The organism is Salipiger sp. (genome assembly GCF_059781815.1).
This window is the reverse complement of sequence record NZ_JBYNAH010000053.1, coordinates 3,232-25,177: the sequence shown is the minus strand read 5'-3', so window position 1 is coordinate 25,177 and position 21,946 is coordinate 3,232. Positions and strand designations below refer to the sequence as shown.

General features: G+C 66.5%; 20 protein-coding genes. 11 read left to right on the top strand and 9 right to left on the bottom strand.

The annotated features are described in order from the left end of the window. The 3 genes from AC6RA4_RS08460 to AC6RA4_RS08450 all read left to right on the top strand — a co-directional run. Positions 1 to 467 (top strand): adenosylhomocysteinase (locus AC6RA4_RS08460; RefSeq protein WP_500159305.1); only part of this gene is annotated, 467 nt, incomplete at its 5' end. A gap of 132 nt (positions 468 to 599) precedes the next feature. After that, complete coding sequence (locus tag AC6RA4_RS08455) at positions 600 to 1,568, top strand: ketopantoate reductase family protein (RefSeq protein WP_500159303.1); 969 nt, start codon at positions 600 to 602, stop codon at positions 1,566 to 1,568. A gap of 107 nt (positions 1,569 to 1,675) precedes the next feature. Then, positions 1,676 to 3,025, top strand: coding sequence for an esterase-like activity of phytase family protein (locus AC6RA4_RS08450; protein ID WP_500159301.1), 1,350 nt, complete (start codon positions 1,676 to 1,678; stop codon positions 3,023 to 3,025). Positions 3,026 to 3,077: 52 nt separating this feature from the next. Here the strand turns inward: AC6RA4_RS08450 and AC6RA4_RS08445 are convergent, their stop codons facing one another. The 3 genes from AC6RA4_RS08445 to AC6RA4_RS08435 all read right to left on the bottom strand — a co-directional run bounded on the left by AC6RA4_RS08445 (position 3,078) and on the right by AC6RA4_RS08435 (position 5,657). Beyond that, entirely contained in the window at positions 3,078 to 3,590 is a 513-nt protein-coding gene (locus AC6RA4_RS08445; protein WP_500159299.1) for a hypothetical protein, read from the bottom strand. Between the two features lie 70 nt (positions 3,591 to 3,660). Beyond that, a complete protein-coding gene (locus AC6RA4_RS08440; protein ID WP_500159297.1) occupies positions 3,661 to 5,202 on the bottom strand; it encodes an alanine/glycine:cation symporter family protein in 1,542 nt (513 codons plus the stop codon). A gap of 17 nt (positions 5,203 to 5,219) precedes the next feature. Continuing rightward, positions 5,220 to 5,657, bottom strand: a complete 438-nt coding sequence (locus tag AC6RA4_RS08435) for a universal stress protein (protein ID WP_500159295.1) — start codon at positions 5,655 to 5,657, stop codon at positions 5,220 to 5,222. Between the two features lie 276 nt (positions 5,658 to 5,933). Between AC6RA4_RS08435 and AC6RA4_RS08430 the strand changes: the two genes are divergently transcribed. Further along, positions 5,934 to 6,275, top strand: a complete 342-nt coding sequence (locus AC6RA4_RS08430) for a DUF2853 family protein (protein ID WP_500159293.1) — start codon at positions 5,934 to 5,936, stop codon at positions 6,273 to 6,275. 135 nt (positions 6,276 to 6,410) lie between these two features. Here the strand turns inward: AC6RA4_RS08430 and AC6RA4_RS08425 are convergent, their stop codons facing one another. Beyond that, complete coding sequence (locus tag AC6RA4_RS08425) at positions 6,411 to 7,397, bottom strand: 2-hydroxyacid dehydrogenase (RefSeq protein WP_500159291.1); 987 nt, start codon at positions 7,395 to 7,397, stop codon at positions 6,411 to 6,413. 105 nt (positions 7,398 to 7,502) lie between these two features. On the opposite strand from AC6RA4_RS08425, the gene AC6RA4_RS08420 reads away from it, so the two are divergent. Next, a complete protein-coding gene (locus tag AC6RA4_RS08420) occupies positions 7,503 to 8,003 on the top strand; it encodes an SH3 domain-containing protein (protein WP_500159289.1) in 501 nt (166 codons plus the stop codon). A 96-nt stretch (positions 8,004 to 8,099) separates the two neighbouring features. Here the strand turns inward: AC6RA4_RS08420 and AC6RA4_RS08415 are convergent, their stop codons facing one another. From AC6RA4_RS08415 to AC6RA4_RS08400, 4 genes are all read right to left on the bottom strand, one after another. Next, entirely contained in the window at positions 8,100 to 9,164 is a 1,065-nt protein-coding gene (locus AC6RA4_RS08415; protein WP_500159287.1) for a Hint domain-containing protein, read from the bottom strand. A 350-nt stretch (positions 9,165 to 9,514) separates the two neighbouring features. Beyond that, the gene (locus tag AC6RA4_RS08410; RefSeq protein WP_500159309.1) at positions 9,515 to 10,786 is read right to left on the bottom strand and encodes an O-antigen ligase domain-containing protein; all 1,272 of its coding nucleotides are present in this window, start codon (positions 10,784 to 10,786) and stop codon (positions 9,515 to 9,517) included. A 26-nt stretch (positions 10,787 to 10,812) separates the two neighbouring features. Then, positions 10,813 to 12,270 (bottom strand): GumC family protein, encoded by a 1,458-nt coding sequence (locus AC6RA4_RS08405; protein ID WP_500159285.1) that lies wholly within the window; start codon positions 12,268 to 12,270, stop codon positions 10,813 to 10,815. Positions 12,271 to 12,396: 126 nt separating this feature from the next. Further along, positions 12,397 to 13,011: a response regulator gene (locus tag AC6RA4_RS08400; protein ID WP_500159283.1), complete on the bottom strand. Its 615-nt coding sequence runs from the start codon at positions 13,009 to 13,011 to the stop codon at positions 12,397 to 12,399. Between the two features lie 312 nt (positions 13,012 to 13,323). On the opposite strand from AC6RA4_RS08400, the gene AC6RA4_RS08395 reads away from it, so the two are divergent. From AC6RA4_RS08395 to AC6RA4_RS08385, 3 genes are all read left to right on the top strand, one after another. After that, positions 13,324 to 14,706 (top strand): WecB/TagA/CpsF family glycosyltransferase, encoded by a 1,383-nt coding sequence (locus AC6RA4_RS08395; RefSeq protein ID WP_500159281.1) that lies wholly within the window; start codon positions 13,324 to 13,326, stop codon positions 14,704 to 14,706. 134 nt (positions 14,707 to 14,840) lie between these two features. Next, on the top strand, positions 14,841 to 15,356 hold the full coding sequence (locus AC6RA4_RS08390; RefSeq protein WP_500159279.1) for a putative pterin-binding protein: 516 nt from the start codon (positions 14,841 to 14,843) through the stop codon (positions 15,354 to 15,356). Between the two features lie 74 nt (positions 15,357 to 15,430). Next, positions 15,431 to 17,887 carry an ATP-binding protein gene (locus tag AC6RA4_RS08385; RefSeq protein ID WP_500159277.1) on the top strand — a complete coding sequence of 819 codons (2,457 nt, stop codon included), beginning with the start codon at positions 15,431 to 15,433 and terminating at the stop codon, positions 17,885 to 17,887. A 12-nt stretch (positions 17,888 to 17,899) separates the two neighbouring features. Here the strand turns inward: AC6RA4_RS08385 and AC6RA4_RS08380 are convergent, their stop codons facing one another. Then, positions 17,900 to 19,117: a polysaccharide biosynthesis/export family protein gene (locus tag AC6RA4_RS08380; RefSeq protein WP_500159275.1), complete on the bottom strand. Its 1,218-nt coding sequence runs from the start codon at positions 19,115 to 19,117 to the stop codon at positions 17,900 to 17,902. 213 nt (positions 19,118 to 19,330) lie between these two features. On the opposite strand from AC6RA4_RS08380, the gene AC6RA4_RS08375 reads away from it, so the two are divergent. The 3 genes from AC6RA4_RS08375 to AC6RA4_RS08365 all read left to right on the top strand — a co-directional run. Beyond that, entirely contained in the window at positions 19,331 to 20,548 is a 1,218-nt protein-coding gene (locus AC6RA4_RS08375) for an oligosaccharide flippase family protein (protein ID WP_500159307.1), read from the top strand. Between the two features lie 4 nt (positions 20,549 to 20,552). Beyond that, positions 20,553 to 21,476, top strand: coding sequence for a glycosyltransferase family 2 protein (locus AC6RA4_RS08370; RefSeq protein ID WP_500159273.1), 924 nt, complete (start codon positions 20,553 to 20,555; stop codon positions 21,474 to 21,476). Positions 21,477 to 21,487: 11 nt separating this feature from the next. After that, positions 21,488 to 21,946, top strand: a 459-nt coding sequence (locus tag AC6RA4_RS08365; protein WP_500159271.1) for a glycosyltransferase family 2 protein, incomplete at its 3' end; no start/stop codon positions are given.

Below are 21,946 nucleotides of genomic sequence, written 5' to 3'. Positions count from 1 at the left end.
CCGGCAACAAGGACGTGATCCGCATCGAGCACATGCGCGAGATGAAGGACATGGCAATCGTCGGCAATATCGGCCACTTCGACAACGAGATTCAGGTGGCCTCGCTGAAGAACCACAAGTGGACCAACATCAAGGACCAGGTGGACATGATCGAGATGCCCTCGGGCGCCCGCATCATCCTGCTCTCGGAAGGCCGCCTGCTGAACCTCGGCAACGCCACCGGCCACCCGAGCTTTGTCATGTCGGCCTCGTTCACCAACCAGGTGCTGGCGCAGATCGAGCTCTACAAGAACGGCGCCCAGTACGAGAACAAGGTCTACATCCTGCCCAAGCATCTCGACGAGAAGGTCGCGCGCCTGCATCTCGACCGCATCGGCGTCAAGCTGACCACGCTCTCGCCCGAGCAGGCCGCCTATATCGGCGTGACCCCGGAAGGCCCGTTCAAGCCGGAACATTACCGCTACTGATCATCCGGCGGGCATCCTTGCCCGATCCGGAATGGAGAGACGCCCCGCCCTCGTGCGGGGCGTCTTCTTGTCTGGTCCCCGCTTTCCCGCGTGATAGACCTCGGCCAACGGATCACTGGAAGGAACGGCATCATGCGGATCATCATTCACGGCGTCGGCGCCATCGGGGGCGTTGTCGGCGCGGCGCTGGTCGAGGCGGGGCACGAGGTGCTGGGCATCGCGCGCGGTCGGATGCTCGAGGCGATCCGCGACAACGGCCTGCGCATGATCAGCGCCCGCGGCACGCTCGAAGTGCCGTTCCCCTGCGTGGCGCACCCCTCCGAGATCGACTTCCGCCCCGATGACATGGTGCTGCTCTGCGTGAAGGGGCAGGACACCGAGGATGCGCTTCTGGCGCTGCGCGCCGCCGGGATGACCGACCAGCCGCTGTTTTGCTGCCAGAACGGCGTTGCCAACGAGCGTATGGCACTGCGCTATTTCCCCAATGTGCACGGCGTCACGGTGATGATGCCGGCGACCTATCTCGAGCCCGGCGAGGTCATCACCCACGGCGCGCCCTGCTATGGGCTCTTCGAGATCGGGCGCTACCCGGGTGGCTCGGATGATGCGGATGCGGCGCTGAAAGCGGCTTTGGACAAGGCCAATATCGCCACCTTCGTCTCCGAGGCTGTGATGGAGTCGAAATACGGCAAGCTCCTGATGAACCTCGGCAATATCGTCGACGCCATGCTGCCGCTCGACGCCGACAAGCCGCGCTTCACCAACCGTCTGAAGGACGAGGCCACGGCGGTGTTCAAGGCGGCAGGCGTGGCGTGGCGCGATGTCGGGATGGACGACGCACGGCGCAAGGAGTTCATGCAGATCGTCGAGATTGAGGGCACGCCGCGCTCGGGCAGTTCGACCCGGCAGAGCATTGCGCGCGGGGCGGGCAGCGTCGAGACCGATTACCTCAACGGCGAGGTGGCGCTGCTCGGCCGCCTGCACGGCGCTGACGCGACGCTCAACGCCCGGATGGCGGCGCTGGCCGCACAGATGATCGCCGGCGGCAAGGGCGCCGGAGAGATGACGGAAGACGAGATGGAGCAGGTGTTCACCAGCTGACCCCGCGACGCGGCGGCGGCGTTACCAAACTGACACCAGAGAGCCACGGGAGCGTTACCGTGCCACGGTAGCTCGGGCGCATTCAGTCACTCAGAAGGATGTGAAGAATGCGCCTTTCGCTTTCCGTTCTCGCGCTGGCCAATGTGCTGGCCGCCCCCGCCATCGCCGAGGAGCTGTTCCCGGCAACGCTCGCCGGCCATGCCTACCTGCCGGCGCTGTCGCTGGTCGAGCCGCCGGCCGACGCGCCGCGCGATCTGTGGATCTCGGGCAAGTACACCGCGGGCGCCCGCAACGACCAGCCGATGACCGTCATGGGCAACACCGGCAAGAATTACGGCGCGCATGACACCGGCATCTCGCTGCCCTTCATCGGCCAGCCGGTGCAGGGCATGTCGGGCTTTGCGATGACCCGCGCCGAGGATGGCAGCTGGTATACGCTCACCGACAACGGCTTTGGCAACAAGCGCAACTCGCCCGACGCGATGCTGTTCTTCCACAAGATGGCGCCGGATTTCGACACCGGCACCGTCGAGCGCCGCGAGACCATCTTTCTCAGCGATCCCGACGGCAAGGTGCCGTTCCGCATCGCCTACGAGGGGACCGAGAGCCGCTACCTGACCGGCGCCGATTTCGATCTCGAGTCGATCCAGGTGCTGGGCGACGAGGTCTTCATCGGCGACGAGTTCGGCCCCTACATCATCCGCGCGTCGCTCGACGGTGTGGTCAAGGAGGTCTACGCCACCGAGTTCGACGGCAAGACCCTGACCGGCCCCGACACCTACAGCGTCTACGTTCCCGCTACCGCCGGCCTTGATTTCCAGGTGCAGCGCTCGGGCGGCTACGAGGGCATGGCCCTGCAGCCGGGCACCGACATGCTCTGGGCGATGATGGAAAAGCCGCTCCTGCTCGAGGGCGGCGAGACCGAGGGCCCGTTCCTGCGCGTCATCCAGTTCGACCCCAAAGCGGGGGAATGGACCGGAGAGAGCGTGAAGTTCGCGCTGGCCGAAGGCGCCACCGCCATCGGTGATTTCAACTTCATCGACGAGACCCGCGCGCTGGTCATCGAGCGAGACAATGGCGAGGGCGATGCCGCCAAGGCCTGCGCCGAAGGAGCGACCGACACCTCGGCCTGTTACCCCAATCCGGCCAAGGTGAAGAACATCGTGCTCGTCGACATGAGCGACGCCGATGAGGATGGCTATGTCCGCCGCATCGGTCATATCGACCTGCTGAACATCGCTGACCCCGACGCCGTGGCGCTCGACGGTCTGAAGCCCGCGGAAGGCAATTTCACCTTCCCGTTCTTCACCATCGAGGACGTGGCCCGCGTCGACGAGACCCACATCCTCGTCGCCAACGACAACAACCTGCCCTTCTCGGGCGGCCGTGTGCCGGGCGAGGCCGCGCATAACGAGTTCATCCTGCTGTCGGTGCCGGAGCTGCTCTCGGCGGAATAAAGTAAAGATCCGGGGGCGGCGTCTGTGTCGCCCCCGGTGCCTCCCGTGCGGCTCAGAGCAGGGTCTTGCGTCTCGGTGCGGGCGCGCTTTCCACCCGTGGCGGGAACCAGATCGCCAGCACCAGCCCGGCGAACAGGATCAGCGCGTGCGGCAGGAAGACGCCGGGATAGAGCATCATCATAACCGGCCCCATACCCTCTGGCTGACCGAGCCAGTCTTGTAGCGAGGCCATCAGCGTGTCCCAGTTCGAGACGTGCAGGTCGGCCCAGAGCCCCATCACCGGCGGCAGACCCTCGCAGCCGCTTTCGAGACTTTCGAGTACGCGCTCGTAGCCCTGCTGCCATGACTTGAACAGCGCGTCGATCCACCAGAAGGGAAGCGTGCTGAGCGTGGCGAGCACCAGCGCGATGCGGCCGTTGCGGGTGACCGAATTGCTGTAGGCCGTCAGCATCCCCGCCAGCGCAACCGTCACCGACCAGCCTTTGAGGGTCAGCGAATAGCCGTTGAAGCTCTCGTAGGCGCTGAACACCATGCTGTATTGCGAGGCCACATCGGTGCAGTCCATAGTCATTCTCCCCTGACCGCCAAGAGGCGCCGCAGCGCCTCTTGGGTGGTTTGAGTGTGACGTGCCGGGATCAGGCGTAGCGCTTGATCTCGCCGGATTTCAGGCGCGCGTTGTAGCTGTTCAGCTCGGCCTTCACGATCGGCATCAGGAAGTAGAGGCCGATGATGTTGATCAGCGCCATGGCGAAGATCGAGGCGTCGGAGAAGTCGATCACCGGCCCGAGGTTCATCGCCGCGCCGATGATCACGAAGACGCAGAACAGGATCTTGAAGCTCAGCTCCTGCGCCTTGCCCTCGCCGAACATGTAGGTCCACGCCTTGAGGCCGTAATAGCTCCACGAGATCATCGTCGAGAAGGCGAAGAGGATCACCGCGATGGCCAGCAGATAGGGGAACCAACTCAGCGCCGAGCCGAAGGCGGCCGAGGTCAGCGCCACGCCCGAGACGTCGCCGACGGTCTCGACCCGGCCAAGTTCGGCGTTCCAGATGTAGTTGCCGGTCTCGGGGTCGATCTGCATCACCCCGGTGATGATGATCACCAGCGCCGTCATGGTGCAGATCACCACGGTGTCGATGAACGGCTCGAGCAGCGACACGAAGCCCTCGGTGATCGGCTCCTTGGTCTTCACCGCCGAGTGGGCGATGGCGGCCGAGCCGACGCCCGCCTCGTTCGAGAAGGCGGCGCGCTTGAAGCCCTGGATCAGCGCCCCCACGAGACCGCCTGCGACGCCGGCGCCGGTGAAGGCCCCGTCGAAGATCTGCCCGAAGGCCCAGCCGATCTTGTCGAAGTTGATCAGGATGACGATGAGCGCCGTACCGACATAGAGCACGCCCATGAAGGGCACGATCTTCTCGGTCACCTGCGCGATGGACTTGAGGCCACCGACGATCACCGCAAAGACGATGGCGGCAAAGACCACGCCGGTGATCCAGCCGGGATAGTCGCCGACGATGTTGACGATCTGCGCATGCGCCTGGTTGGCCTGGAACATGTTGCCGCCGCCAAGCGCCCCGAAGACGCAGAAGATAGAGAAGATGATCGCCAGAACCTTGCCGAGGCCGGCAAAGCCGCGCTCGGCCATGCCCTTGGACAGGTAGTACATCGGCCCGCCCGAAACGTGGCCGTCGGGGAACTCGTTGCGGTACTTCACCCCGAGCGTGCACTCGGTGAATTTCGACGCCATGCCCATGAGGCCGGCGAGAATCATCCAGAACGTGGCGCCGGGCCCGCCGATCGAGACGGCCACCGCGACGCCCGCGATGTTGCCGAGGCCGACGGTGCCCGAAAGCGCCGTGGCCAGCGCCTGGAAGTGGCTGACCTCGCCGGCGTCATTGGGATCGGAATACTTGCCCGAGACCAGCGCGATGGAATGCGGGAAGGACCGGAACTGCACGAAGGCGAAGTAGAGCGTGAAGATCGTCGCAGCGACCACCAGCCAGAGCACGATCCACGGGAAGGATGTGCCGGGGAAGGGCGAGAAGATGAAGCTCACGAAGGGGCCGGTGGCGGCGCCGATGACGCTGTTGATGGTCTCGTCGATGGATTGCGCCTGCGCGGTCGCGCCCGAGAGGGCGAAGGCGGCGGCGAGAGGAAATGTCTTTCTGTCGAACATGGGAAACGTTCCTTCGCTCAGGGCACGATGACGGTGGGGACGGGGGCGACCTGTGCAAGCCCGATCGGCACCGAGCCGAAGACCCGCGCGGCCATGGATTGCGAGCCGGAGCGCCCGACGAAGATCACCGTGGCGCCGGCCTTCTTGGTCTCTTCGACGATCAGCTCGACAACCTGCCCGTAGCGGATGATGCCATCCGCCTCGATGCCGGCAGCCTGACACTTGCGCAGCGCCGGGGCCATGACGACCTCGTTGGCGCGGGCCAGCTCCTGCTTGCGGCGGCCATGGCGTTCCTCGAGTTCCTGCGGCGTGAGGAACGAGTAGGGCGACCATTCGAGCACGTGGACGAGAAGCAGCTTCGCATCCTCTGCCTTGGCGCGGGCCATTGCATAATCGAGCACCCCGGGATCGTCGGGATCGCCCTCGAAGGCGACGACGAATGTCTCTGAAGTCATCTGAACTATCCCCGTTGTTGTTATGATTGGGTCGGCGCGGCTTGGTGCGCCTTGAATGAATCAATGCTCTGCGACAATCCGCCTCCGAGTCACGAAGATTTTTCTGAACAACCCAGAATTGTCATTCGCGAACCGCCTTGCGGCCGCTTGGAGCCGAAAGGCGCGGCGAAAAAGTCCTTTTTATCAGGAGCGATAGGGGTAAGCTGACCGCGATCGCAGCGAAAACGTCTGCGGCGACTGGGGGCGGCCGTGTCCGCGAATAATGGGAGAACGACGATGGGCAAGAGAGACGAGCTGATCGAGAAATACGCCGAGGACCTGCGCAGCAAGTGCGGGATGGAGCCGGACATGGAGCTGCTGACCAAGGTGACCATCGGCTGCGGGCCGGCGATCTACAACGACGACGCATCGACCGTCGCCTCGAGCCAGCCGGGCGAGCTGGAAACGGTCAAGGAGAACTTCCTGATCAAGAAGCTCGGCCTGTCGGATGGCCCCGAGCTGATGGACGCGATCAATGCCGTGGTCGAGACCTATGGCCGCTCCGAGCGCAACAAGTACCGTGCCGTGGTGTATTACATGCTGACCAAGCATTTCGGCAAGGAAGCCGTCTACGGCTGAGCGCCCTCCGGCCTGCAGGGCGGCGAGCCGCGGGGCAGGGCGCTGGGCCTCCGAGCGATGCTGCGCCCGGCTCGCAATGCCACAGCGAATGGAACCGCCCTTCCGGTGCAAGCCGGAAGGGCGTGCCATTTGCGGTTATTGCATCGCCGGCACGACCTGATCCGGCGGCCGGTGGCCATCGGCGAAGGTCTTGACGTTGAGCAGCACCTTCTCGCCCATCTCGATGCGGCCCTCGATGGTGGCCGAACCCATATGCGGCAGCATCACCACGTTGGGCATGTTGACGAGCTCGGGATTGCCCTTGATGCCGTGCTGGTAGACGTCGAGGCCGGCGCCGGCGAGATCGCCCGACTTGAGCATCCGGGTCAGGGCGCTTTCGTCGATGACCTCGCCGCGCGAGGTGTTCACGATCACCGCAGTGGGCTTCATCAGCTTCAGCCGGCGCGCGTTGAGCAGGTGAAAGGTCGAGGGCGTGTGCGGACAGTTCACCGAGATCACGTCCATCCGTGCGACCATCTGGTCGAGGCTCTCCCAGTAGGTCGCCTCGAAAGCGTCCTCGGTTTCGGGGCGCAGGCGCCGGCGGTTGTGGTAGTGGATCTGCATCCCGAAGGCCTGCGCCCGCTTGGCCACCGCCTGACCGATGCGGCCCATGCCTAGGATCCCGAGGCGCTTGCCGCCGAGCCTTGTGCCAAGGAACGCGTTGGGGGCCCAGCCCTCCCAGGTGCCGGCCTGCATGACCGCAAGCCCCTCCTGCATGCGCCGGGTCACCGCAAGCATCAGCCCCATGACCATGTCTGCGGTGTCGTCAGTCATCACGCCGGGGGTGTTCGACACCAGGATGCCGCGGCGGCGGGCGGTCTCGACATCAATGTGATCGACCCCGGCACCGTAATTCGCGATCAGCTTCAGGCGCTCGCCGGCCTGGCCGATGAGCCCGGCATCGATCGGGTCGGTGATGGTCGGCACCAGCACGTCGCATTCGGCCATGGCCTCGGCCAGCTCGGCACGGGACATCGGCGTGTCGCTTTCACGAAGGGTGACGTTGAACAGCTCGCTCAGACGCGTCTCGACCGCTTCGGGCAAGCGTCGCGTCACGACAACACTCAGGCGTTTCTGAGGCATGGCGCGCCTCCCCTCCCTTTCCACAGCTCGTCTCCGATGGCACAGTGTCCCATGAGCGTGCGGGGCACAAGAACCCCGCCTTAAAAACTCGGGCAGGACAGTGAAATGCGCAAAGCCGCTTTGATCGTGGGGCTGATGGCCGCCCTGGTGACCGGTACCGTCTCCGCCGCCACCGACGAGCGTGGCCCCGTCACCAATCTGCCCTTGCCGCGCTACGTGTCGATGAAGGCCTCGGAGGGCAATGTGCGGCGCGGACCCTCGCTCGCCCACCGCATCGACTGGATCTACACCCGCCGCGACATGCCGCTCGAGATCACCGCCGAATATGGCCACTGGCGCCGGGTGCGCGATGCCGACGGTGCCGGCGGCTGGGTGCATTACTCGCTGCTCTCGGGCGTGCGTACCGTGCTGGTCCAGCAGGACATGCTCGAGCTGCACAGCCGCCCCGATGCCGACGCTCCGGTCAACGCCAAGCTGGCGCTTGGCGTGGTCGCAAAGCTCGGCAAATGCGACACCGCGTGGTGCGAGCTGTCGGCCGGTGGCTATGACGGCTGGGCACCGAAAACCGCGCTCTGGGGCGTGGCCCCGGACGAGCTCCGCGACTGAGGCGCAGCGGTCGCCCGGTCAGGGCGGCGCATTCATCGGCATGACACCTGATGCACCGCCCCTGTAAGAAGGGTGTTGAAACGCTTGCTCGCTGCCTCAGGCCGCCTCGTGCATCAGGATCGCCGCCTCGGATTCCGACAGGTTGCGACGGGCGAAGCTGCCGTAGCTCTGCGGGCTGTGGTCGATCCCCGGGATCATCGCCAGCAGGCGTGCCCTGTCCTCGTCGCGCAGGGTCGACAGGGCGGTGTTCGAGGGGTGGAAGCTCTCGGTCTCAACGCCATTGGCAAACAGCACCTCGTGACGCGGCAGCAGCAGGTGCACGTAGGTCACCTCTCGCACCGACAGGTCGCGCACCACGGTGCGCCCGTTCACCAGATCCGAGGCCCGCACCAGCACCTCATCGGTATTGAACAGCGCCCGGGCGATCGGGCCTGTCACCAGCATTCGGTGCTCGGGCGAGACGAGGAATTCTTCATCGGGGCGCTCGATGCCGAAGGCGCCGGCGCGGATCCGCACCGGGCGCAGCTTGGGCATGGCGAAGAGCCGCGCGCCGGTCATCCGCCGGCTGCCGACCCACTGCACTTCCTGCGGGCCATTGTCCTTGGTCTGGATCAGGTCGCCCTCGCGCAGATCCTGAACCAGGATCGAGCCGGTCGGCGTCTGGATGCGGGTGCCCGGAGTGAAGCAGATCACCCCGCCCGATTGCTCGGCGCCCTCGTGCTTCGCCAGTGGCCCCAGCGACGCGTGCACGATCCACAGATCGACACCGCGCGGCGGTATCTCGTTGAGGAACATCAGCAGCGGTCGCGCCGCGCCATCCACCTGGATGAGCGTGACGGTATAGGTCTGTGCGCCGTCTGTGACGACGAAACTGCTCTCGCAAAGAGGATGACCGACCTCGACATCGTCGAGTCGGCTGCTGTTCGTCACCGCGGCCCCCACAAGCCGGCGCACCATCTGCGCCGCCCGCCGGCGGATGTCGGCTACGCCGTCCGCACGATCAAGCTCGAGGAGCCCCGAAGGCCCATCCACCCGAACGGCCTCGCCTTCCCATGCCCAGGCCGCCCCAACGCGGAGCGACGAAAAACTGGCGGACTCGAAACCGTCTATAAGCGTTTGTGACCAGGAAATGACGAACGTGCCCTTGATGCCCGTTCCCATCTTGCCTGTGCCTGCTCTGTTATTGTTTTCCCATTGGTAACAAAGCTGGGGTCTCGTTTGTAGAGCGAGGAGCCAAAGCGGTCTTCAGATACCGCTGTCAAATGGTCGTATGTTGCGTGGATGGCACATTTTGAGCATTTGATATTGCTTGCATATTGGACGGGCGCAACGCATCGGTGAGTGGCTCGAATCGAAACAATCATAGGGTGTTTCCGTAGCGTCACTTTGGGCTGAATCAGGCGCCTTCTCAGACTCATGCGCCGAAGCCGGTGTCCTTACTATCGGGGATGCGCGATGCGCCACGCCGACCAGATCCGCGGCGTCCGATCCTCGCTTGCAGATGACACTCCTCAAGACACGGCCAAGCGAGGGTCATACGCCTTGTGCTCGGCCCGCGCATCAGCGACCTCGCGGGCATGGAGGCCCAGGACAACCAGTGCCGGCCACAGCAGATAAGCCTCGATCTCGATATTCTCGCCGAACGACAGCAGCACAAGCACCATGCAAATCCCGAGGGGAAGCCGCCCGCGCGGGCCAAGGGCGGCATCCTTCAGCGCGATCCAGATCTGCCAGATCAGCGGTACGGCAAAAGCCAGCAACCCCGTCAGCCCCTTCACGAAAAGCAGCCCGAACCAGGTGTGGTGGCTGCCGATGGGCATGTACTCGACGACGTGCGGCCCCGGATGCACGGTGCCGTGACCGAACCACACCGCCTCTTCCTGCCAGCGCTCGCGCGCGATGCGCTGCAGCGTCTCGCGCACGCGCGTGCTGTCGGCCCGCGCGCCCTTGAAGGCCGAGACACCGCTGTCGATGGCGCGCAGTAGCCATGGGCCGACGATGGCCATCGAGGCGGTCAGCCCGGCAAAGGCACCCCAGGCCCAGCCCTTGAGGATCAGCGGCATCATCCGTGGCCCGATGCTGCAGGCGACGAGCCCGACGAGCCCCATGCGCGACTTCGAGGCGAGGATCATCAGCACGCCTGCGCCGATGCCCGCCGCGCGCCATTTCTTCTCCTTCTCCTCAAGCGCGAAGAGCACGGTGGTCACGCCGAGCAGCGCCGCGAAGGGCGACCACGGCGCGAAAAACTGCCAGCGCGGCGTCCAGGAGGCGGGATCGAAGGTGAAGAGATAGACCGAGAAATATTCCGGCCCTGGCCCGCCAATGGCCTTGAGCGGCGAGGTGAAGATGCGTTCGGGCAGACCCAGCGTCGGCGCGATCAGAAGGATCGGGGCGAGACAGAGCGTGTAAAAACCCAGCCGGCATTGCGCCCGGATCAGGATCTCGCGCCGGATCGGAAGCACCGCGCCGGCGAGCGGGAAAAGCGCCAGAAGCGCCCAGCCCTTGGCCCAGCCGATCGAGGACTTGATGGTCTTCTTGAGCCCCAGACCCCAGTCGAGATGCCCGACCCAGAGCGCCACCAGCATCACCAGCATGCCAAGGATCCAGCCCCAGACCACCGGCGGCACCGGCCCCGTGGCGCGCAGATCGCTGCGGATCGCCGGGCCGAGATAGAGCGCCAGCACCGCCAGCATCGCCAGCAGCCACGCCAGCACCGGCCCGACCACATAGAGAGCGCCGATGCCGTAGAGCGGCCAGGTCCAGACGATGGTGGACCAGACCATGCCCTCGGCGGGGTTCCGGGGCGCGATCACTTGCGCTCGGCCTTGGTGAAGAGCAGCCGCTGGATCAGCGCCAGACGGATCCACGCGAGGCTCAGCGAGAACAGCAGCAGGAAGGTCGCCGCCGCCCCAGCGACCACGGCGAGCTTGCGCTTGGGCGAACTCGGCGCGTCGGGCAGCGAGGGGTCTTCGAGCACCTGCACCAGCGGGTAAGAGGCATAGATGTCGGTCTTGCTCGACTGGGTGCGCGCGATGGCGGAGGCAAACACCGCCTCGGCGACGCTGAAATCGCGCTGCAGATCCTCGAGCCGCGCGGCGAGCGGGGCCAGCGCGCCGAGCCGGGTGCTCTCGGCCTCGATGTGGGCGGTCAGCCCCTCGACCTGCGCAGCAAGCCCGGTGCGTTCGGATTCCTGCCGCACCAGCTCGGTCAGCAGCGTCGCCCGGCCGCCGTCGATGGCGCGCTCGAGCTGGCCAGTGCCCCCGGTGAGCGCCTGAGCGCGGGCCTGCGCCTCGGCGCTGGCGGCCTCGTAGGCGGTCGCGGCCTTGACCACCTCCGGGTGCTGACGGCCATAGCGGGCGCGGGCGCTGGCCAGCTCGGTTGAGGCCTCGGACATGGTCTCGAGAAGCGCGAGGTAGTCGGCATCGCCGTTGAGACGCAGGATGATCGCCGCCTGCGCCGCATCGGTGCCGAGCTGCCCTTCGAGCCGCGCCACGGCGGCGAGCTTGTTGCGGTGCTCGGCGCTCAGGGTCTCGAGCTGCATGCGCAGATCGTCGAGCTCGTCGAGCTGGCGCTTGTATTGCTCGGCGGAGTGAAGCCCGCTCTCGGCCTGCAGCCGGGCGATATCCTCGCGGGTGGCGGCGACGCTGTCCTGATACTCGCGGATCGCGGCCAGCCCGCCGGTCTGGCGGCTGTCCTGCTCGTCGCCGCGCAGGCGGTCGATCTCGTCGAAGAAGGCGGCCAGCAGCGCGCCGTTGCGGTCGCGTGCCGCCTCGGCGCTTGGGCCGACCATCTCGATATGGATGAAGGCGGTCTGGTCGACCAGCCGCACCCGCGGCTCGCCGAACCCGGCCTTGTCGGTGCCCAGCCGCCCGGCGGCATCGCGCAGCACCCGGTCGGCGGCGAGCAGGCGCTTGTAGGTCTCGGTCGGGCTGACGGAATTGCTCGAGAAGGCCGAGTTGGAATAGCTCGACGCCTGCCCGATCTCGGCGAGGTTGACCGAGGCCGACGCGCCGGAGCCGGGCAGGATCAGCGACATATGGCTGGAATATTTCAGCGGCGCGGTCTTGAGATAGCCGGTGATCGGCGCCCAGATCGCCGCGGCACCCAGCGCGAAGATCCAGAGGTAGCGGGGCAGGCGGCTGAGATCGAGAGACGAGCCGCCCATGAGCAGGCGGCGAAAGCTGATCCTGCGCGGCCACAGCCGGAAACGGCGGCGGGCGGGCGCGGCGGTCTGGTCGTCGGTCAGGGTCTGATCGGCAAGGGTCATGGGCATATCTCCGTTGCCCATGACATTAACCTTATGCGTGTATGAAAGCCGCTGCGCGGGCGGAGGGGCGCGGGTGGCGGATGTGCCGCCGACCTATCCCTTCGGCGAGGCCGTGGCGTGACCGGATCAGAAGATCCCGGCGTCGCGCGCCACGATGGCCGCTTGCGTGCGGTTGTTCACGTCGAGCTTGCGATACAGCGTCTTCACGTGAAGCTTGATCGTCGGCTCGGTGATCTCGAGATCGCGGGCGATCTCCTTGTTGGACTTGCCCTCGGTCAGACCTTTCAGCACTTCCATCTCGCGCTTGGTGAGGGTCTTGGCCAGCGGGTGCTCTTCGACCTCCTCGGCGGCGGTCATGAAGGCGATGGGGGCGTATTGCTCGCCCATGGCCATGAATCGCACCGCGTTGACAAGGGACTTGGCCGGCAGCGTCTTGGGCACGAAGCCTGCGGCTCCCAGTTCGAGCGCTTCCTCGGCGACCTCGCGGCTGGCCTCGCCCGAGATCAGCGCCACGTGCCGGGCGCCCTCGATGGCGAGCGCCTCCTTGAGGCCCTCGAGCCCGTTCATGCCCGGCATCTTGTAGTCGAGCAGGACGAGATCATACGCCGCGTCATCCTTCATGCGCTGCAGCGCCTCGGCAAAGCTCGACGCGCTGCCGGTCTCGATTCCGTCTTCGTCGTCGAGAAAGGCGATCAGCGTGTCGCGCAGCAGGTCGTGGTCGTCAGCGATGAGAACGCGCATATCGTGGCACCGTAAGATCTTGCTTTCGGATCTACACGCTACACGAGTGCCTGCACCCCGTTAAGGCAATTCTGCGAACGCTCACGGCAAAGCGGAATAGGCATCCTACCCACAGGTATAGGTCGCGCCCGCAAACGCCCGCATAGAGCGTCTATCCCGCCGGATAGGGCGTGGGGATGAACGCGCCGTTGACGCTGCGTCCGGCGAGGAAACGCGCCGTCCGCGCCGCTCTCCTCGCCGGCTGGGAAATTGAGGTTAACGCTATCTTTAAGCGATGGATGAGGGGCCACTCAGCCAGGAGGAGACCCCGCCATGAAGATGATGCCGCCCGCCGCTTTCACCCGTCCGCTCGCCGCCGCGACCCGCGTTCTGCCCACGAAGCGCGTGCTTGGTCTGCCGGTGGTCGACGCCACAACCAATGACTGCGTCGAGGCGCTGCTTGGTGGCTCGGCGCGCACGGTCTTCTTCCTCAACGCCCATTGCGCCAACATCCGCGCCCGCAATCCGCACTATGCCGCGGCGCTGGCCCGCGCCGGGGCCGTGCTGCCCGACGGCATCGGCGTCGAGCTCGCCGCCCGGATGACCGGCACGACGCTGACCGAAAATCTCAATGGCACCGATTTCACCCCGGCGCTGCTGAAGGCTGCCGCCCGTCGCGGCCTCTCGGTCTTCCTGTTCGGCGCGACGCCCGGCACCGCCGAGGCCGCCGCCCGCAAGCTTGCCACCACGATCCCCGGTCTGCGCATCGCCGGCACCCGCGACGGCTATGCCGGGGCCGCCAATGCCGAAGCGGCGATCCACGAGATCAACGCCTCGGGCGCCGACATCCTGCTTGTCGCCATGGGTGTGCCGCAGCAGGAGCTGTGGATCGACCGTCATCTCTCGGAGCTTGCCCCCGGCCTCGTGCTTGGCGTCGGAGCGCTGTTCGATTTCCTTGCCGGCAATGTTGAGCGCGCGCCGGAGCCGGTGCGCAAGGCGCGGCTGGAATGGGCCTGGCGGCTGGCGATGGAGCCGCGCCGTATGGCCGGGCGCTACCTTGTGGGCAACGCCACCTTCCTGGCGCGCGCTGCCGGCCACGCCCTGCGCCTTGCCGGGCGCGAGGCCATCGCCAAGCGGGCGCTCGATTTTGCCGGAAGCCTTGCGCTCACGCTGATCCTTGCCCCCCTGTTGCTGCTCGTGGCGGCGATGATCCGCCTCGATAGCCGCGGTCCGGTGCTGTTCCGGCAGACCCGCGTCGGGCGCAACGGCACGCCCTTCACCATCTTCAAGTTCCGCACCATGCATACCGACGCCGCCGAGCGGTTGGCCGAGATCCGCGCCAGCTCGGACCGCGAGGGCATCTGTTTCAAGTCGCGCACCGATCCCCGCGTCACCCGCGTCGGCCGGGTGCTGCGCCGCTACTCGATCGACGAGCTGCCGCAGATCTTCAACGTGCTCTTCGGCCACATGTCGCTGGTCGGACCGCGCCCGGCGCTGCCTACCGAGGTCGCGGCCTATCCGGCCCACGCGCTCGAGCGCCTCGACGCCCGCCCCGGCATCACCGGCCTCTGGCAGGTCTCGGGCCGCGCCGATATCGGCTTCGACAAGATGGTCGACATGGACATCGCCTATGTGCGCTCCCGCAGCCTCCTGCTCGACCTGCTTCTGCTTGGTCTGACCGCACAGGCGGTGTTCTCCGGCCGCGGCGCGTATTGAGCGAAGTTTCGCTGCTGACTAGGAAAAAGGCGCCTGACCTATCCTTTCGGATAGGGTCACTGTCCTGATCCCCATATGAAAAAATCCCTGCCTGGTGGCAGGATTCTCCCCAAATCGGAATCAAGGTTGGTCCCATGTACACACTCACGGAACGTTTTGCCCAGGCGGCCGGTATGCTGCTGCTGATCGGCGCCACCTCTGTCGCCGCGGCAGAACTCGAGGAACCGACGGGGACGGTGCTGCTGACCATCAGTGGCGAGATCGAGAACACCAACGGCGATGGCACGGCAGAGTTCGATCTCGACATGCTGCGTGCCCTTGGTGCCACCGACGTCACCACCGAAACGATCTGGACCCCGGGAACAATTACGTTCACCGGTGTCGAGCTCAAGACGCTGCTCGATCATATCGGTGCCACCGGGTCGGACATCGATGCCACCGCGATCAACGACTATACCGTCGTGATCCCGGTCAGCGATGCCGTCGAAGGCGGGCCCATCGTGGCCTATGAAATGGATGGCGAGCTGATGTCGCGCCGCGACAAAGGCCCGCTGTGGCTGATTTATCCGTACTCGTCGAATGCCGAGTACCGGACCGAGGTGATCTACTCACGGAGCATCTGGCAACTCGACCGTATGGCGATAAAGTAGGGGTCCACTCAACCCCTGCCTTTGGAGGCTGAATGACGCTAGCAACGGGTTTCCGGCGCACGGGGCGAGCCGTTTTGACGGTACTCGCCCTTTTGTGTCTGCTGGCCATTGCCGTACTCGTAAGAGAAGTCGTTAAGGAACTCCGGTTTCTTAGCTCGGCCAGCTCGGACAACGTCCACTGGACGCTGTCGCAGGCCGAGGTCGAATTTCTCGAATTCCGCAACGCGGTGAACTGGGCGCGTACGGCGCCCGAAACCCCGCTGAGCAGCGTGGTGGTCGAGTTCGACGTGTTCTACAGCCGCACCTCGACGCTGGCGAACGGCTCGCTTTATTCCTCGCTGCGCGAAGATCCTGCCTTCGACGCCCCGCTGACCGAGGTGCGCGACCGGCTCAACGCGATGATCCCGCTGATCGACGGCCCGCGCGAGGATCTCCGCGCCGGGCTCGACGAGCTTGCGGCGCAGGCCGACGAGATGCGCATCCTCGTGCGCAAGATCGCCACCACCGGCCTGCAGCATTTCGCGCTCGAATCCGATGCCCTGCGCACCTCGGTCGCGGTGACCCTGCTGCGCCTCGCGCTGCTCACAGGCCTGCTGCTGCTCGCGCTCGCGGTTCTGCTGCTCCACGCCCGCCGCACGGCCCAGCAGACCGAGAAGCGCGGCAAGGAACTGGCCATCGCCTATGCCCGCCTGAACACCATTCTCGACACCTCGCTCGACGCGGTCGTGGTCACCGACACCAGGGGACGCATCCAGAACTTCAACCCGGCGGCCGAGCGGATTTTCGGCTGCCGGCTGAAGGATGTGCGCGGAAAGCGCGTCGGCGAGATCATGGTGCCCGAGCACCTGCGCGACGCGCACGAAGCCGGCATGGCCCGCTATGCCGCGGATGGCGACCACCGGGTGATCGGCCAGGGCCGGATCAAGCTCGAGGCGATGCGCTGCAATGGCGAGACCTTCCCGATCGAACTGGCGATCGAGACCGCCCATGCCGGCGAAGAGCAGCTTATGGTGGCCTTCCTGCGCGACATCTCGCATCGCGTCGCGGCCGAGAACGAGCTGGTGATGGCCCGCGATAAGGCGCTGGCCGGCGAACAGGCCAAGGCCGAGTTCCTCGCCATGATGACGCATGAGATCCGCACGCCGCTGAACGGCATCCTCGGCAACCTGTCGCTGATGGAAGACACCAAGCTCAGCAGCAACCAGTCGCGCTATATGCGCAACATGAAGATCTCGGGCGAGCTTCTGATGCGGCACGTGGATGCGGTGCTCGACGTGGCGCGCTTCGAATCCGGGGCCGACAAGTCGCAGGAGGATGTCACCCATCTGGGTCACCTGCTGCAGGACATCGTGGATTCGCAGACCAGCGCCGCCCACGCGCACGGCAACGCCCTGCAATGGGGATGGATCGGCGCGCCAGAGGAGTGGGTCGAGGTCGACAGCTCGCGGCTGCAGCAGATCCTGCTCAACCTCGTCGGCAACGCCATCAAGTTTACCCGCGAGGGGCGCATCACCATCGAGGCCGAGGTCATCGAACGGGGCGAGCCGGCGAAGATCGAGATCCGGGTCAGCGACACCGGCAGCGGCATCGCCGAAAGCGATCTGGCGCGGATCTTCGAGGATTTCCAGACCGTCTCGCATCAGGTCAGCGACAGCGTCGGCGGCACCGGACTCGGGCTCGGCATCGTGCGCCGCTTCGTGCAGGCCATGGATGGCGAGATCGGCGTCGAGAGCACGCTCGGCGAGGGCAGCACCTTCTGGCTGCGCATCCCGGTCCTGCCGGTCGAGAGCCCGGTCGAGGAAAGCGGCGCCGGCCCCGAGAGCGAAGCACCGACGGATCTCGAGATCCTGCTGGTCGAGGACAACGACATCAACATGCAGCTCGCCTACGAGGTGCTCGTCGGCATGGGCCACCACGTCACCGAGGCCCGCAACGGGCAGGAGGCGGTGGAGATCGCCGGCAAGCGCCCGTTCGACCTCGTGCTGATGGACATTCGCATGCCGGTGATGGACGGCCTCACGGCGACCCAGAAGATCCGCGAGGGCGAGGGCCCGAACTGGGATGCCCCCATCGTGGCCTTCTCGGCCAACGTGCTGCCCGAGGCCAAGGATCGCTTCGCTGCCGCCGGCATGTCGGATTTCCTCGGCAAGCCGCTGCAGCGCTCGGAGCTGGCCCAGATCATCATCCGCTTCTGCGCCGGCCGGGAACGCAGGGTGAAGCTCGACGGTTCGACGCCCCTCTTGGTGGAAAAGAAGGAAAGCCCGATGGAAAAGCTGCGCAACCGCTATATGACCGAGACCGCATCGCTCTTCGAATGGCTGGCCGAGCTGCCCGAGGACAACGACGCCATCGCCGACCGTGCCCACCAGATCGCCGGCAGCGCCGCCGCCTTCGGGCAGCCCGGCGTGCGCGAGGCGCTGCTGCTGGTGGAACAGGCCGCCGAGGCCGGCGACCGCGAGGATCTCGTGGTTGCCATCAGCGAGGCGCAGGCGGCCTGGAAAGCGGCGCCGGAGCCCAGCCTCGTCGGCTAGGCCTCGCGCGGCTCAGGGCAGCACCGCCTTTGCCACACCGACCGCCAGCAGCGCCTGCGTCAGGTTGGTGACGCTGCTGTCGTAGCAGGCGATGCCGTCGCCGGGCAGCAGGTAGGGATCGTAATCGTCGCGATCCGGGCGGCGCAGCTGGTTCTCGATGCTGCGCTCGATCACTGTCGAGACCTGCGTGGTCGGATCGCGGGTCACCAGGATCGCGGAGCGATGCGCGCTCGTCGCGCGCGCGCCGCCAACGCAGTTGGTGTCGATCACCGCCTGCATCATGCGCGTGCCATAGGGCACCTGCCGCACCTCGCGCCCGATCGCCGAGGGCGCGTTGCCGGTGGCCGGCACGGTGAGGTTCGACAGGAACATCGATACGCCCGGCGGCGAGATCGGGCTCGGGCGCATCAGGTCTTCCTGGAAGCACTGGCGCGACGGCACCACCACCTCGTCCCCGGTGATCAGCATCACGTCGACCGCGTTGCGCCCCTCGAAGACGCCGCGCATGTCCAGCACATAGCGCTGGCCGCCCCGGTAGAGCTCGACCGCCGAGATATCGGCGTCGGGGCGGATGCCGCCGGCGGCGCGGATCGCGGCCGAGAGGTTGCGCGCTTCGGTCGAGGCGCCCAGAGCGGTCTGCCGCGCGATGTCGAGATCGTCGCCCGAGACCCGGCCGATCTCGGCCGCGTGGGGCTCGAACACCGCGCCCGAGACCGCCACCGAGACGCCGGCGAAATCCGCCACTCGCACCGAGACACGCGGTGCCTCGTCGTAGAACTCGTCGTTCAGCAGGGCGGCGATCAGGTCGGCCTCGATCTGGCCGGTGCTGCGCCCCTCGGCACGGATCGGCGGCAGGAAGGGCAACTTCAGCGTTCCATCGCGCGAGACCACGTAATTGCCGACGAAGGTCTCGTCATCGGCGACCCGGATGTCGACGAGATCGTTGCGCGACAACCGCTCACCGCGCAGCGCGTGATGCGCCAGCCCGCCGGTCTTGCCGTCACCGCTCCCGGTCCCGCCGGCCAGCGGCTTGCAGCGCGCGGCGTTGAGCCGCTCTGACTGCAGGATCGGATCCTCGGCGAAATTCAGGGGCGGGTCGCGATACTGGGCCTGATATCCGCCGCCATCGTCGATCGGCCCGAGGTTCTTCGGCGACGGCGCAGGGCCGCAGCCGGCCACCAGGCCAAGCCCGAGACAAAGGCTCAAGGTTTTGCGGCTTGCGCTCGACATGCAACCCTCACGTGATCTGCTTTTTCTTCTTATCTGTCACCAGCATGACAGAAAATTCTCTCATGTGCAGTGCCTACCTATCCTCAAGGGTAGGATTACTCTCTCATGAGTTGCCCGGCTCTCCCCCCGGGCGCAGGACACGATCGGCCCCGCAATTTATGGTTACTCCAACCTTAGGAGAACCCGACCGTGTCCAACCCCGCAACCCCTCTGATGAGCCACCTGCTCGCTTATGGCGCTTCCGAAGTCGCCACCAAGCTGTCGCGGCTCGGGGTTGTCATCGCGGTTGCGCGCACCCTCGACGCCACCGAGATCGGCGTCGCGGCGGCGGCGCTGGCCACCGGGGACCTGCTGAAATCACTCACAGAGAACGGTGTCGGGCAACGCATCATCGCCGCGTCGGACAGCGAGCTTTCCGCGACCTGCAACCGCGCCCACAGCCTCAACTGGATCTGGTGCCTCGGCCTTGTCACCGCGCAGAGCGCCATCGCCGCCGGCGTCTGGGCGCTGACCGGCAACGCGCCGCTGGCGCTGATGATCCTCGTTCTGGCCGGGGAATATCTCTTCATGCCCGGCGGGCTGGTGCAGACCGGGCTCGCCCTGCGCGCCGGCAAGCTCAAGCAGACCGCCGCCATCGCCGGCGGCCAGGCCGTGCTCGCCAACCTGATGTCGGTGCTGCTGGCGCTGGTCTGGCCGAGCGCACTGGCGCTGGTGCTGCCGCGCCTGCTGACCGCGCCGTTCTGGCTCATTTCGATGCGCGCCCTGCACCCGTGGAAAGCCGACAAGGCCGCCGGCAAGGCGCCGGTCCGCCCCTTCCTGAGCTTCGGCTGGGCCGTGCTTGGCGTCGAGATCGTCAAGGCGGCGCGGATGCAGGCCGACAAGCTGATCGTCGGAGCCCTGCTCGGCCCCGCAGCGCTCGGCATGTACTTCATGGCCTTCAACGCCGGCCTCAGCCTCGCCACCTCGTTCTCGACCGCCTTTGCCGCCGTGCTCTTCCCGCACCTCTGCGGCAGCAGCGACCGCTCGGCGGCGCTGCGTCAGGGGCTCGGCGTCTCGCTCGGCCTCGTGGGTCCGGCGGTGGTGCTGCAGGCGCTGCTGGCACCCTGGTACGTGCCGTTGCTGCTTGGCGCTGACTGGGCCGATCTGAGCGGCGTGGTCTCGATCCTCTGCCTTGCCGCGATCCCCACCATGCTCTGGACCGCAGCCGCCGGTTGGATGCGCGCCGAGGGCCGCCCGCAGCAGGAATTGCTCGCCACCGTGATCCTCACCGCCGCGCTGATGGCCAATATCGCCCTCACCGCACCCTACGGCCTCGAGACCATCGCATGGGGCTACCTGGTCACCGCCAGCCTCACCATGCTCGCCGTCTCGCTGCCCGCCCTTCGTTTCGCCTTTGGTCCGTTCCTCGTGAAGTCTCTCGTGAAAGTGTAAGCGTATGTCCCTGATTACCATCGTCATCCCCGCCTACAACGCAGCCAAGACCCTTGCCGCCACGGTCGAGAGCCTGATCGGCCAGAGCTGGACCGACTGGCAGGCGATCATCGTCGAGGACGGCTCGCAGGACGACACGCTTGCCGTGGCGCAGGCGCTCGCCGCAGACGAGCCGCGCCTCACGGTGGTGCGCAACCCGGGCAAGGGCCCGAGCGATGCGCGCAACCACGGCGCAATGGACCTCGCCAAGGGCGCCTTCATCGCCTTCTGCGACGCCGACGACATCTGGCTGCCGGGCAAGCTTTCCTCGGTCGTGAGCTCGCTGCTGATGGGCGAGGCCGACGCAGTCTTCGGCCGCATCGGCTTTTTCGAGAGCGACCCGGCCCGCGTCGGCGCCCGCTCGACCGTGCCCGATGGCCGGGTGACGGTGCCGATGCTGATGGGGGAGAACCCGGTCTGCACCATGTCGAACCTCTCGGTCCGCACCGACGTGTTCCGCGCGCTCGGCGGTTTCCGCTCCGACATGGTCCACAACGAGGATCTCGAGTGGCTGATCCGTCTCGTCGGCAGCGGCTACGATCTCTGCGGCCTGCACGAGGATCACATCCGCTACCGCACCAGCACCGGCGGTCTGTCCTCGGACCTCTCCGCCATGGTGCAGGGGCGCGCGCAGGCGCTCGAGACCGCGCGCCGCTTCGGCTTCTCGCCCGACGACCGCGCCGAGGCGATCCACCTGCGCTACCTCGCCCGCCGCGCGCTGCGCGTCGGCTGCGAGCCGCGCCTTGCCCTGCGCCTCGCGCTGTCGGGCCTGCGCCGCGACGCGCGTGCCTTCCTGTTCCCGCTGCATCGGGGCGCGGCCACCGCGGCTGCCGCGATGCTCGCTCCGGCGCTTCCCGCGCCGCTGCGCCACAGTCTGTTTTCGAAATAAGGAGCCGTCCGATGCCCTATGCGTCCATCGTCGTCCCTGCGTTCAATGCCGCCACCACCCTGCCCGAGACGCTGCGCTCGCTCTCGGCCCAGAGCTTTGGCGATTTCGAAATCATCGTGGTCGATGACGGCTCCACCGATGCCACGGCCGCCGTCGCCGAGGCCCACGCCAGGCAGGATCGCCGCGTGCGCCTTGTGCGGCAGCACAACCGGGGCCTAGCCGGGGCGCGCAACACGGGCATCGCCGCCGCCCGCGGCGCGCTGATCGGGTTCTGCGATTCCGACGACCGCTGGATGTCCGACAAGCTCGACGCCCACGTGCTGCACCTCGCCACCGCGCCGCATGTCGGCCTGAGCTATGCCGGCTCGGCCTTCATCGACGAGACCGGCAAGCGCACCGGCCACGTCATGCGCCCGCGCCTGAGCAATGTCAGCACCGCGCATGTGTTCAAGCGCAACCCGGTGGGCAAC